The 12,657-nt window shown below is 59.1% G+C and carries 15 protein-coding genes and 1 pseudogene; 8 read left to right on the top strand and 8 right to left on the bottom strand.

Annotated features, from left to right (window positions below):
* Positions 1-416 precede the first annotated feature (416 nt).
* Entirely contained in the window at positions 417-1,028 is a 612-nt protein-coding gene (locus DTW90_RS34860) for a DUF2026 family protein (protein WP_132528123.1), read from the top strand.
* Between the two features lie 243 nt (positions 1,029-1,271).
* Positions 1,272-2,474, top strand: coding sequence for a DUF3422 domain-containing protein (locus DTW90_RS34855; RefSeq protein WP_149344516.1), 1,203 nt, complete (start codon positions 1,272-1,274; stop codon positions 2,472-2,474).
* 69 nt (positions 2,475-2,543) lie between these two features.
* Here the strand turns inward: DTW90_RS34855 and DTW90_RS38210 are convergent, their stop codons facing one another.
* The 5 genes and pseudogenes from DTW90_RS38210 to DTW90_RS34840 form a co-directional block, all read right to left on the bottom strand.
* On the bottom strand, positions 2,544-2,846 hold the full coding sequence (locus DTW90_RS38210; RefSeq protein WP_348642686.1) for a hypothetical protein: 303 nt from the start codon (positions 2,844-2,846) through the stop codon (positions 2,544-2,546).
* 87 nt (positions 2,847-2,933) lie between these two features.
* Positions 2,934-3,020 (bottom strand): annotated as a pseudogene (locus tag DTW90_RS38205) (hypothetical protein); the annotation flags it as partial.
* Positions 3,021-3,067: 47 nt separating this feature from the next.
* The gene (locus DTW90_RS37950) at positions 3,068-3,643 is read right to left on the bottom strand and encodes a hypothetical protein (protein WP_246665171.1); all 576 of its coding nucleotides are present in this window, start codon (positions 3,641-3,643) and stop codon (positions 3,068-3,070) included.
* Positions 3,644-3,781: 138 nt separating this feature from the next.
* Positions 3,782-4,813 carry a proline racemase family protein gene (locus tag DTW90_RS34845; protein ID WP_149344514.1) on the bottom strand — a complete coding sequence of 344 codons (1,032 nt, stop codon included), beginning with the start codon at positions 4,811-4,813 and terminating at the stop codon, positions 3,782-3,784.
* Between the two features lie 180 nt (positions 4,814-4,993).
* Positions 4,994-5,314 (bottom strand): ABC transporter permease subunit, encoded by a 321-nt coding sequence (locus DTW90_RS34840; RefSeq protein ID WP_246665170.1) that lies wholly within the window; start codon positions 5,312-5,314, stop codon positions 4,994-4,996.
* Between the two features lie 653 nt (positions 5,315-5,967).
* Here DTW90_RS34840 and DTW90_RS34830 point away from each other — a divergent pair.
* On the top strand, positions 5,968-8,007 hold the full coding sequence (locus tag DTW90_RS34830; RefSeq protein ID WP_149344512.1) for a flotillin family protein: 2,040 nt from the start codon (positions 5,968-5,970) through the stop codon (positions 8,005-8,007).
* 135 nt (positions 8,008-8,142) lie between these two features.
* On the opposite strand, the gene DTW90_RS34825 is transcribed toward DTW90_RS34830, so the two are convergent.
* Positions 8,143-8,571: a BA14K family protein gene (locus tag DTW90_RS34825; RefSeq protein ID WP_188080169.1), complete on the bottom strand. Its 429-nt coding sequence runs from the start codon at positions 8,569-8,571 to the stop codon at positions 8,143-8,145.
* A 41-nt stretch (positions 8,572-8,612) separates the two neighbouring features.
* Positions 8,613-9,038 carry an EF-hand domain-containing protein gene (locus DTW90_RS34820; RefSeq protein WP_149344510.1) on the bottom strand — a complete coding sequence of 142 codons (426 nt, stop codon included), beginning with the start codon at positions 9,036-9,038 and terminating at the stop codon, positions 8,613-8,615.
* Between the two features lie 237 nt (positions 9,039-9,275).
* On the opposite strand from DTW90_RS34820, the gene DTW90_RS34815 reads away from it, so the two are divergent.
* The 5 genes from DTW90_RS34815 (at position 9,276) to DTW90_RS34795 (ending at position 11,562) form a co-directional block, all read left to right on the top strand.
* Positions 9,276-9,707, top strand: coding sequence for an EF-hand domain-containing protein (locus DTW90_RS34815; protein ID WP_149344508.1), 432 nt, complete (start codon positions 9,276-9,278; stop codon positions 9,705-9,707).
* A gap of 116 nt (positions 9,708-9,823) precedes the next feature.
* Positions 9,824-10,126, top strand: a complete 303-nt coding sequence (locus tag DTW90_RS34810) for a hypothetical protein (protein ID WP_246665169.1) — start codon at positions 9,824-9,826, stop codon at positions 10,124-10,126.
* 31 nt (positions 10,127-10,157) lie between these two features.
* Positions 10,158-10,724: a sigma-70 family RNA polymerase sigma factor gene (locus DTW90_RS34805; protein ID WP_246665168.1), complete on the top strand. Its 567-nt coding sequence runs from the start codon at positions 10,158-10,160 to the stop codon at positions 10,722-10,724.
* Complete coding sequence (locus DTW90_RS34800; protein ID WP_149344506.1) at positions 10,724-11,170, top strand: hypothetical protein; 447 nt, start codon at positions 10,724-10,726, stop codon at positions 11,168-11,170. The genes DTW90_RS34805 and DTW90_RS34800 overlap by 1 nt, the downstream gene beginning before the upstream one ends.
* A complete protein-coding gene (locus tag DTW90_RS34795) occupies positions 11,167-11,562 on the top strand; it encodes a periplasmic heavy metal sensor (protein ID WP_149344504.1) in 396 nt (131 codons plus the stop codon). Before DTW90_RS34800 ends, DTW90_RS34795 begins: the two co-directional genes overlap by 4 nt.
* A 74-nt stretch (positions 11,563-11,636) precedes the next feature.
* On the opposite strand, the gene DTW90_RS34790 is transcribed toward DTW90_RS34795, so the two are convergent.
* A complete protein-coding gene (locus DTW90_RS34790; RefSeq protein ID WP_149344502.1) occupies positions 11,637-12,572 on the bottom strand; it encodes an AraC family transcriptional regulator in 936 nt (311 codons plus the stop codon).
* Positions 12,573-12,657 lie beyond the last annotated feature (85 nt).

Here is a 12,657-nt window from a genome sequence, read left to right as displayed (position 1 = left end):
ACCCTAGCGGAAAACACTGATGGCCGCCCGCAAAGCCGATCACCCGCTACAGCGCAACGAGAAGCGCGCAGGCACTCGGCTTTGCTATCTCCCGCCAGTTACACCATCTCCTGGGGCACGATCAATTTGCGTTTTCTTGCGCTGATCATACACACACATAATAATTTGGCCGGCCGCCGGTAGAGCAGCAGCCGGATTCTAGAATTCACCCGTGTTTTGAGACGGACGGCAGAGGGCGGTCCAATATCCAAGGTGCTGCGAGTTTGCAATGGGAGTTTGCAATTCCCGCTGACAGGCAATGGTCTCGCCGCCATCCGGCATCCCACCGAGATTCAACGCGCCGCGATCGCCTGACGTTTACATCCATGGCGCTGTGGCTTAGGCAGGGCCGAAATCGAGCCCCCAAGGATACCAACATGCTGATCAAGCAGAGCGACTATCATCGGATATATCGTGTCATCAACAGCCTGCTGATCAACGAGAACGCCAATCCCGCGACTGCATCGATGTATTTCTCGACATTCGGCGCATTCATTCTCGGACATCACTTCAAGATCGAGGCGAAGCCGAGAGGCGGGCTCGCGGCATATAATCTGGGCGGAAAGCGCATCCTCTTTGCCGATCATCGCGAAGATGGTTACGTCACCGGGGCGGGCGAGAATTTCCATTGCTGGGTCGAGGCCGACGGATGGGCGATCGATTTCATGGCACCAGCCTTCCCGAAAAGCGCTCCGGACCTGAGGCTTCCTTCAAAAATGTTCCAGCGGCCGCTGTCATCAATGGCCTCGTCGATCAACGATCTTGGTCGGTCCGGGGATTTCTTTTACAACGCCGAGCCGGACGCCATGGCCGAGCGCTTTGCAGCCTGGCGCAAGAACCCGATGATCGGTGACCTCGCCACCGTAGCGACGAACTGGTTTCGGACTTCACCGAAGCAGATGAAGACGGCGATCTCCGTTCGCGATCAATACGGAAACGAGAAGAGCGTGCCTCTGGTTGGCAACCTGTTGGCAGGCGTCTGGTCATAACGGCGCGATCGGCAACAGCCGAAAATCAGGGGCCAGAATTGGGGGATTGTGTTTTCGACAGAAATCCTTTGATTAAACGATTAGCTAGCCGCGTTAGCACTGCAATTCGTTGCAGCCACCCCTCCCCGGCTTTCACGGCTAGCTGGCCCCCGCCCGCGCCAATTCGTTGAGCAGTATTCGCTTTCCTTGCCACTTTGCTTTCCGTAGTTTGGCAGGAATCGCATCGTGGGGGATGTTGTCAGAATGCCGTTGGATTTTAACGCGGAGCTTCACGCGCGCCCTTCGATTTACTTCGATGGTCCGGCCTTCGTCGAGCATATTGCGGTCATGCCGGAGAAAGCCGCAGCCAATTTCCATCATGGTTTTCACGACTCCCGCTCGAACGATGGCGATCTCTCAATTCGCGTTGAACGACACACCGAATTCCTGACCGTCACCTGCCTGCGAAAGCTGGATGGTGAAGCCGGGACATGGCCGACATCGCGACTGTCGGAGGACGATGTTGCCGCCTTGACCGGGATCGCTGCACCGAGCTTCGTCTGCCGGGTGGGGATCCTTGTCATGGGTGATGCCCCCACGAGGTTGGGTCCGGTCCTTGCCTCGTTCGACTTTGGCGACTCCGCCGCGTCCACGATAGGGGGCGGTTCGGCCGTGGTTTGCTCGGATTTCCGCGTGCGCTCCGACCGCTCAAGTCGCATCCTGCTCTTCAACAAGGACCTGAACGCGCATCGACTGGGAAGAATGGTCCGGCGCATTTTCGAGATCGAAACCTATCGATCGATGGCTTTGCTCGGCCTGCCGGAAGCTCACAGGCTTGCGCCGCTTATCCGCACCTATGACGAAACACTCGTAGAGCTGACCAACCGAAACGTCGTCATACCGCCGGATGGACACAAGCAACTCCTGGCGGACATTACGCTTCTCGCCTCCCAGATCATCTCGGCTGCGGCCGAGACCCGCAATCGGTTTGGCGCAACGGCGGCCTATGCCAAGATCGTCGATGAACGGATCACCTTGCTGCGCGAGACACATGTTCCCGGGTTTCAGCGCTTCGGAACTTTCGTCGACAGGAGATTCAAGCCCGCTGTTCGAACCTGCGAGGCGACGGCGCTCCGCCTTGATCAACTATCTCAAGCGACGAGCCATCTGATCAATTTGCTCCAGACCCGCATACAGGTCGAGATCGAGCACCAGAACGCGATCCAGATTCAGGCGATGGCCGAACGGGCGGCAACGCAAGTGAAGATACAGCGTGCCGTCGAAGGTTTTTCGATCATCGCCATCAGCTATTACCTGCTGAACCTGCTGAAAGTCGTGTTCGAGACCGCCGATCATGCGGGATATCATATCAGCCCGCTGGTGATGCTGGTGTCGATTCCTATCGTCATAGGTGCCGTGTGCATGGCAATATTGCGGGTGAAGCACGCACTGAAGGCCGAAGCCTAGGTCGGGGCAGGCTCGACATGCTGTTGGTTGGTTTGCCGAAGACCATCCGAATGTCATGCGCACTGCGCATCATTCAGCGGCGCGGGCTACCTCGGCGCCGCGACGATCCACCTCGGCACGCAGGCGAGGAAGAGCATGGGGATATTCGCGTTGAATAAACTCAATTAGTTTTTCCCGGATCTCGCAGCGCAGGTCGAAGGTTTTGCCGGAATTGAAGGAAGACGCCAGAATACGGATTTCCATGACGCTGTCCTTGAAATCGGTCACCGCGACGTTCACGACGCGCCGGTCCCATCGAGGAGAGGCATTGACGACTTCCTCGACCTTCCTGCGGATCGCTTCCACGGGGATGCCGTAGTCCAGGTAGATCATGACCGTTCCGATAAGGGCGGAGCTTTCCCTCGTCCAGTTCTGAAACGGGTTCTCAATGAAATAGCTGAGCGGCAAAACCAGCCGCCTCCAGTCCCAGAGCTTCACGACGACGTAGGTCGATGTGATCTCCTCGACGTTACCCCATTCGCCCTCGACAAGCAGCGCATCGTCAATGCGGATCGGCTGAGTGATTGCTAGCTGTATACCCGCAAACAGGTTTTTCAGAACCGGCTGCAGCGCCAGACCGACGACGATGCCAGCAGCGCCGGCGGAAGCGAGCAGACTGACCCCCCATATTGGCGGACTTCGTCGAACGTCATCAGCATCGCCGCCAGCGCGATCGTAATGATCAGGAGATCGACGATCCGTTCCATGATGCGCGACTGCGTTACATGCTTGCGCGCCAGAAGATTGTCTTCGGCGTCGAGCTTGAAACGCCTCAGATAGACCGTCATCCAGATATGCTTTGCGGTCTTTGTCATCCAGGCAAGTGCCGCGATGAAGCAAATCACCAACAGATGACGCACTATGGAAGCCTGGAGATCGGTCAGCGGTGAAACCGAAACGGCAAAGGCAAGCGCGGCGAGAACGATGGCGAAGCGGGCCGGTCGCTTGGTGCGCGTCACGAGCGAGCGCCAGAACAGGTCCCACTCGGCCACGACCCGTGTCAGCACATTGTAAAAGATCCGATGCGCGACAAGGCCGATGGCAATCGCACAGACGATTAGCACCAAGCTGATCGCCCACTCCGGCAACCACGTTATGCGTTCTTCAAGCTCAACGAAGAAGTCCTTCATGCAAACACAGCTAGAGTGCAGTGCCCGGATGGAAAGTGCAGTGCCAGCGCGTTTGTTTCATTTTGACGTCGCGCCAGGCCTGGCGAACGGCTTGGGAGAAGGTCATGCGGCCAGGGATTCTATCCCCTCTTCGACCGACTACGTGAGCTTTGGCCAGGTGTCTGAAAGCTTATAACCGCCTGGGAAAGGATCGGACGGATCGAGCATCAACTGCGATGTCCCGCTGATCCAGGCCCGGCCGGTGATCGACGGAACGATAGCCTTCTGACCGGCGATGGTCGTTTCCATAACGATTTTGCCGACAAACTTCGTGCCGATGATCGAAATGCCTGTCAGGCTCTCGCCTTCCCTTAGTTCGCCACGTGCGTTTAGAAGAGCCATGCGTGCCGACACGGCGGTGCCCGTCGGCGAGCGGTCGATCTTTCCGGGTTGAATGGCGACGACCGATTTGGCAGTCAACTCGCCATCTTCATGGTAGGGCTTGCCCGCGAAGAGGCAGAAGGAAATATGGTTCCAGCCGGTATCTTCCGGATGGGAAAAGCCAAGCTGCCGGTTTGCAGCGTTGGTGATCTTGATCCCGGTTTCGGCGATCAGACGCGCGTTCTCGGGGATGAGGTCTATCCCGACCTGTTCCGGATCGACCACCACGAAACTGTCGCCACCATAGGCGGTGTCCACTTTCAAAGTTCCGATATCAGGCACGTCAAGGCTGGCATCGAGCTTCTGAGCAAAGCTCTTGACGTTGGTGACGGTGATCCGCTCTGCCTTGCCATTCCGGCATTCGGCTTCAACCTCGACCAGACCGGCGGGAGCTTCCAGAATCATCCTCGTCACGGGTTCCGTCATCGCAATGATTCCGCTGTCGAGTAGCACGGTCGAAACGCAAATCGAATTCGATCCGGACATCGGCGGAGTGTCCTCCGGTTCCATGATGATCCAGCCCATCTGGGCTTTCGGGTTCTTCGGCGGGACCAAAAGATTGACGTGGCGGAAGACCCCTCCCCGCGGCTCGTTGAGCACGAAGTTCCTCAAGGTTTTATCGGCGGCGATCCAGCGCGACTGTTCCCAGATCGTATCGCCTGGAGGAGGCGCGACGCCGCCAACGATCACATCGCCGACCTCGCCTTCGGCGTGGCACGTAACCACATGTATGATTTTGGACGAGCGCATTTTCTTTCCTTGCCGCCATTCGATCGGCGCGATTGTGGCAGGTTCGGCGAACTTGAGGAAGCGGCGTGATCGAGATGACTGCGGGTGACAATGATTGTCAGCGTGTCAGCGTGTAGGAATCCAGCCGATCGCGCAGCCAATCGCCAATAATGCAAACCGAAATGGTCGTAGCGAAGATGACTAGCCCGGCATGACGGACATCCACCAGGCATTGAGCAGATAGGTCCGCCCCTGGCCGAGCATCTGGCCGAGCGAGGTCAACGGCGGCTGGACGCCGAGGCCGAGGAAGGACAAGGCCGTCTCCAGGATGATGGTGCGGGGAAAATTCAGCGTCAGATGGACGACGAGGGCGCCGGCGATATTGGGGAGGATCTGGCCGATATAGATGCGCGGCGAGGAAGCTCCGATCATCTGCATGGATTGCACATAGCCGCTTTCCTCGGCGCTGAGGATCAGGCCGCGGGCGAGCCGTGCGTACCGTTCCCAGCCATCCAGGCCCACGAGGGGTCAGCCGCACGAGCTCGAGAAATCTCCCCTAGCGGATCAGGTTGCGCAGTAGATGCTTTGGGGTATTGGCGTCAGGAACAGTGATTTCGAATCCGGTAAGAAGGGCCTCGATCCGTGGCTATGCCCCGTGATCCCACGGATTTAGGAGTGTGATCCCCATGCCACCTCGTCCAAGGGCAAGATATGTCCCGAAAAGGACTCGAAGACGATATTCTCAAGCCAGTTGCGCAGCAACTTTTCTGCGGCGGGCGAACGGGAATTGAAATATGCGGAACCATGCCGTCCTGCCTGATGAGACGATGCTGCTGAGGCGATGCAACTCAATAGAATTGAATGCTCGAAATGATCATGCAGTTGGAAGTATTTATTCGCTTTCCGCCCCGGACATCTTTAAACCTGAAGACGTAATCCTTACCTCATTCATCGTTATGTCTATCAAGGCAACACCGATGTGAGAACACTCACGACCTGCGGCGTCCCGGCGGGGGACCTGGGACGCGCTGCAACTTTCCCAAACATTGAGCAGATCTGTCGTCCGACATTGTCATGCTGCGTCGAACGCTGAGGTGCGCAATCTCCCCGTCTTATGAAACACCAACCGGGCGGTTGTCGGGTGGACGAACCCGTACGCCTATAGGACAGAAAAGATGGAAGCCCTACAATATCTTAGTCCGATGGAATGGAAGGCAATCGCGATCGCCGTTGCGGTCGTGGTGTTGGTAATCCTGTTTCGATGGAGCGGCGTGGTCCGCTATATCCCCAATGACCGGCTCGGCATCCTCGAAAAACTCTGGAGCTTTCGCGGCTCCGTTCGCAACGGCTTCATTGCGCTCAACGGCGAGGCTGGTTTTCAGCCGGAAGTCGTGCGCGGCGGCCTGCATCTCTTCATGCCGTTTCAGTATTCGATGCACCGTGCCAATCTCGTGACGATCCCCCAAGGTCAGATCGGCTATGTCTTCGCCCGCGACGGCGTGCCCCTGCCGCCGACCCAGACACTTGCCTCCAATGTCGAAGCCGACGACTTTCAGGACGTGCGTGGCTTTCTCACGAAGGGCGGCCAGAAGGGACCGCAGCGCAAGATCCTGCGCGAAGGAACCTATGCCATCAATCTCGCGCAGTTCATCGTATTGACCGCGCAATCGACGCATTCCATCAATCTTAGCGCTTCCGAACAGAGATTGTTCGAGAATATGTCGCAGCTCATCACGGAGCGGAACGGCTTCGAGCCAGTCGTCATTCACAATGCCGAGGACATGATCGGCATCGTCACCATCCATGACGGTCCGGCGCTGCCGGTGGGAGAAATCATCGCGCCGACCGTCGCCGACGATCCCAAAAATCCGAACTTCCACAACAATTTCCAGGATCCGGAAAAGTTTCTCAATGCCGGCGGTTATCGCGGCCGGCAGTTGCAGGTTCTTGCCGACGGCAGTTATTTCCTCAATCGCATCTTCGCGACCGTGGAACTGGTCGAGAAAACGATCGTCGAGGTCGGCACGGTCGGCGTCGTGGTCTCTTATACAGGCCAGCGCGGCGCCGATATTTCCGGCCAGTCCTATCGCCATGGCGAGCTGGTGGAAACCGGTGCACGAGGCGTCTGGTCGACACCGCTGCTGCCAGGCAAATATGCCTTCAATACCTATGCCGGCAATATCGTCATCGTGCCCACCACCAACTTCGTTCTCAAATGGACCAAGGAGCAGTTCGGTGAGCACCGGCTCGACGAAAACCTATCCGAAGTCTCGCTGATCACCAAGGACGCCTTCGAGCCGATGCTTCCGCTCTCGGTCGTCGTGCATATCGACTATATGAAGGCGCCGCTGGTCGTACAGCGTTTCGGCGACATCAAGCGGCTGGTCGAGCAGACACTCGATCCGATGGTCTCGGCCTATTTCAAGAATATTGCCCAAACCAAGACCTTGATCCAGCTGCTGCAGGAGCGCAGCGAAATCCAGCGCAAATCCGGCGAGGAAATGCGGGAGAAATTTGCCTCCTACAGCCTTGAGCTCCAGGAGGTGCTCATCGGCACACCGCGCGCCAGCCAGGGCCAGAACAGCATCGAGCAGATCCTGATCCAGCTGCGCGAGCGCCAGATCGCCGTCGAGAAGGTCGAGACCTACAAGCTGCAAGAGGTAGCCGCCGTCCAGGAGCGCACCTTGCGCGAAAAGCAGGCGCTCGCCGAGCAGCAGACCCAGATCACCACATCAGCGCTCGCCATCGAAATCAGCGAGAACGAGGGCAAGGCGCAGCTTGCCCGTACCCGCCAGCAGGCGGAAACGATCCAGGTAACCGCGAAGGCGGAAGCCGAAAAGGTGCGCCTTGCCGGCCTCGGCGAGGCCGACCGGATCAAGGCCATCGCGCTTGCCGACGCCGAACGCATCAAGGCGACCGGTTTTGCGGATGCCGAAAAGACACGCGCCGTCGGTCTGGCGGAAGCCGAAGCCACTGAGAAAAAGGTCGCAGCCTTCGGTGGCCCGGACTACCAGCTCAACTCGCAGGTCCTCATGCGCTTCGCCGAAGCGATCGAAAACGGCAGGCTGCCGCTTGTCCCGCAAATCCAGGTCGGCGGCGCCGGCGGCGAGAAGGGCGCAAGCAATGGCCTCGTGGAAATGATGCTATCGATGCTGGTGGCAGATCGCCTCGGGCACCGGAATGGCGCTGCTGCCGTACCGGCTCCGGTGGAGTAGTATTAGCGGTGGATGGGCCGGTTATCCGGCCCATATCGCATCTGCCGTCTTCCTACGCAGGCGCGGAGACGATTCCTCACAAATCAAGGGATGAAGGCAACCGTCGCGCCGCTCCTGTCTGCCGGAGATCGATGATCAATCGTAGGGTGACCAGCATTGCCGACGAGGCCCGCCATAGGGCAAATAGGTGTTATCCCATTCGCGATAGGACGCATAATGATCGTAGCACCATTGCACATGTGCCGCCGGGAGACGCGGCGGCAATGGCGGCGGCGGGGCCACCGCGACCGCTCCTGCCGCTACGCCGGCGACAAAGGCGGTCGCTGGGAACCAGTAGCCGTTATAATAACGATAGCCCGGCCGAAAGCCGTAGACCCCCCTGTATCCGTTGTAATAATAGAAGCCGCCGGCCACATAGAAGCCGCGACGAAAATAGATCTCCGTCATATTCCCCGTGCCGACGACGGCGTTCGGCATCAGTGGCAGTGGGGTCGCCTCTGCTGGCTGCATTAAACTAGCGAGCACCAGCAGAGCCACGCCGGTGACAATTGAAACTTTCATCATCGTGATGGTCCTGATCCTGTCCAAAATACGCGACATGCCCGTTACCGGCGCAACGACCTCAGTTCTTCAAGCGAGAGTGCCTGGTCGCCATCGGCATCGGCCTTGATCAACCGATCGGGGATGAAGCTGGCGAATTCGTCACGCGAGATCTTTCCATCGCCATTTCTATCCATCATGGCTTTGCGCTGCTGCAGATCGGCAAGTTGCATACCGGCGCCGGCGCCCTTTGCAGACTTCGCGCTCTCGACCGCCGCCTGGATCTCCTGCGGATCGAGAACGCCGTTGCGATTGACATCCAGCCGATCAAATAGTCTCGCTCTCGCCGCTTCGATCTCGCTGAATTCCAGCTTACGGTCGCCGTTCGTGTCCAGTTCGCGAAACATGTCCCGCGCACGCTCCCGATCGGAGGCCATCGCACTGCAGCTCGCAAGCAACAGCGATCCAAGGATTGCGATCGTTCTTCTCATTCTCGTCTCCATTGCGAAGAGAGGCGGCCCACCACGGTCCGTCTTTCTGCAAGCCTCTACGCAGCGCGGGCCTCGCTCCTACGCGAGGCGACTGAACTTTGATCGGCGGGGAAGCTGAGGCCGCCGAAATGTCGGGCGGGATTCTTTTCGCTGACGACGTAGGAGGAGAGGCGGGACGACGTATCGGCAGATGAGGTCGCCGACGGAGCGGCCAAACCAATAGAAAGGATTGTTATCATGAGGACTTCGACCATGTTCGCGGCGCTACTCATCGGGTTCGCGCCGCTTAGCGCCCACGCGCAGGACGCAACCGGCGACCGCATCTTCCGAGCGGCCGATACCAATGGTGACGGCGTGATCTCGAAAGAGGAGGCGCTTGCCGCCCGTCAGCACCTGTTTTCCAGGCTCGACCGCAATGGCGACGGTGTGATCGACAAGGATGAAATCGACGGCGCAAGCGACGCCATCATGGCGCGGGCGGAGGCGGCAGAAGCAAGGCTCAGCATTGCGATGCGGCGTCTGGATACCAATGGCGACGGCAAGGTTTCGGCCGACGAGTTCTTAGCCGACATGTCTCTTTTCGATCTCGCCGACCGGAATAGCGACGGCAAGATCAGTCCTAGTGAAGCCGCCCTCGTCCGCAATCTCTTTGCGGGTCACCACGACTGATCCGCAGGAGTCTCAAACGAAGGAGCTCCAAACATGCTCACCTATTTCAAATTCTCTCGTCTCTTGCTCGCTACGATTCTCGTCGCTTCGACCGCAGGGTCGGCCGGCGCCGAGGAATGGACGAGGACGACGGCAGCCGGCGGCAGATCAGTAGAAGCGTGACCAATGAGGGCAACGGCGTCTATTCGGGCACGACGACGCGGACCGGCACCAAGGGCGGCAGCTATACCTCCAGCTCCAGCTGTGGGGCGGGCATTGTGACACGCTGCTCCAGGAGCTATTCCGGTGTCACCGCAAATGGCAAGACCTTTTCCGGCCAGCGGCTGTCGGCGCACGGACCATTCCGGACACGGTCCGTCGGCAGTTTTACTGGTCCCGGCGGTCGGCACTGGGTCGGTTTTCGCCGTTTTCGCCGTTGAAGCCGAGGAACCTGTCGTCGTGGAAAGACCGGTGCAACGCGAAGACGATGACCTGATGGCGCGGATTGCGGCTGGCAGTCAGCGATCGCTTGCAGAGCTTATTGCCCGCCACGGCCGCGGCCTGCAAAGCTTTGCCGCACGCTATCTCGGCAATTCCAGCGATGCGGAGGATGTCGTGCAGGACGTGTTCGTGACCGCTTGGAAAAATGCCAGCCGCTACGATCCGCAAAAGGCACGCGTCTCGACATGGCTCTACAAGATTGCTGCCAACCGCTGTATCGACCAGCGCCGGAGGCGATTCCTGCGCAATTTCATCGGGCTCGACGATCTTGAAAGCGATCCGGCGTCGGAAGCGCCCGATGCCGAGGCAAGGGTTTCGGACCGGCAGGAATTGTCGATCGTGCGCGACGGCATCGCTGCGCTTCCGCAGCGGCAGCGCATGGCGTTGCTCTTGAAGGTGGTGGCGGATCTTGACGTCCCGGCCATTGCCGAGGTCATGGGTACCAGTATTGGCTCGGCCGAACAGTTGCTCGTCCGCGCCCGCCGCGGTCTGCGGGATCATGTGGCGGCCTCCGACGGCCGCGAAAGGAACGTGTGATGACAGAGGACGAATTCAAGCAACTGACGCTTCGCTTTGGCAACGACGTTGCGGAATGGCCGGCGCCCTACCGGCAGCAGGCGCTTTTTCTGCTCGCGGGAACGCATGATTTGCCTGATCGAGACGAGGCTCTCGATCACCTGGTTCTGGAAGCGGCGCTGAACAATGTCGACGAGCGGCGCATGGCAAGCCAGGTACTCGCGCGCATCGACGCCGACCACGACCGGAGGCTCGGCACGCGGCTTTCCGCTTTTCTGCTGCGGCCGGCAGCGATCACGGCGTGCAGCACACTGCTCGTCCTGGCTCTCGCGGCTGGCGGCTATCAGCTGGCGGCCTCCGAGGGTGATGCTCTCGACGCGAGGCTGCTGGCGCTGGCAACGGGTGCGCCGGCAAGCGCCGTGTTTCTTGACCTTTCCACCCATGACGGCATGGAGAATGCGCTATGACGCGGCGATCGATCTGGACGGTGGTCCTCATCCTGTTCGGCCTTTCGGTCGCGCTGAACGTCTTTTTGGTCGGCTATGCCGCTCACGGCCTGCGTGAAGGCGCATCAGCCGGCAGCCTCGTCGATAGCGTCGCCAGCATCTATCCGCCCGATGTGAGGCAGGAATTTCGCCGCGTCATGCGCGAAAACCGGCCGCGCACCTTCGCGGCGCTGCGGGACCTCCGCCGTGCCCGCGCCGGTCTGGCGTCCGCGATGGCCGCCTCGCCCCTCGACGAGGCGGCTGTCCAAGCCTCGATGAAAGAGGTCCGCGACTCGACCGACAATCTGCAGGCTGTCATCCAGGATTATCTGCTGACGGCGCTGAAGCGCAGCAAGAGCAAATCCGCGTCCTGACCTCGGAAAGCCATGACAGGAACACAATTCGCCTGCCGCAGACCTGTGTAGTCTCTTTACGGAGGATCAAGCGCTTAGTCTGCGAATTCTATTTTCTTTTCAGTATCATCGGACGTCTCCGACGCCGAGTGTGCAGATGCCTTTGCCCGAAGTCGGCTTGCATCACGGGCGGGCGGAAGTCCAAATAGCCGTGCGTATTCCCGACTGAATTGAGACGCGCTTTCGTAGCCGACGGCGAAAGCGACGCCAGCGGCGTCGCCCGGGGTCTCCAGAAGGCGTCGACGCGCCTCATGAAGGCGAAACCGTTTTTGATATTGAATGGGTGTCATTGTCGTCGCCGCCTTGAAATGGCGGTGGAACACCGAGATGCTCATCCCTGTCATCTGCGCCAGGTCTTCGACCTTGAACGGTTCCGTAAAGTGGTCGCGAATCCAGGCGAGTGCCCGCCTGACTTGAGATTGGCGCCCGTCGACCTGTGCGATCTGCCGAAATTTCGCGCCTTGAGGTCCCTGCAACAGCCGAAACAGGATCTCCCGCTCGATCAGGGGTGCCATGATGGAAATTTCGTCCGGTCTGTCGAGAAGCCGCAGCATTCGTAGAAAGGCGTCTTCGAGTTGCGGATCGGAGGGACTGACGCCAAGGCCACACAGGAATTCCGGATCGTCCATTTCCGGCATTTCGATCACCAGATCGGCAATCTGGCGAGGATGAAAGTTGAATGAGACGCCGAGAAAGGGTTTCACATGGCTTGCTTCGGAAATTCTGCCGAAGACAGGAACCTCGATAGAGGCAACGAAGTAGCTGCCCGTCGCATAGTGCAAGACATTCTCGCCGCAGGTGATCGCCTTTGCTCCCTGGAGTACCAGACACATGATGGGTTCCGTCATGCCCGCGGTCGGCTCGGTTGTCCGCTCTGCATACATCAGACCGACACGAGGAATCGCAGTCGGCGTGCGATTGCCGCGCGAATGCCGTTTGACCAGAGACTTTAGTTCTTCGCCGTTTTCCATGGGTGTTAAATTATAACGGGCTCCAATCTGCGCAAGGCTTTCGGCAGGATCGGGCAAGAGTCCGGTAGTATTTGGCACGCGATGG

The sequence above is a fragment of the Neorhizobium sp. P12A genome (assembly GCF_008365395.1).
Classification (GTDB): domain Bacteria; phylum Pseudomonadota; class Alphaproteobacteria; order Rhizobiales; family Rhizobiaceae; genus Rhizobium.
This window is presented reverse-complemented; position numbering and strand designations above follow the sequence as displayed.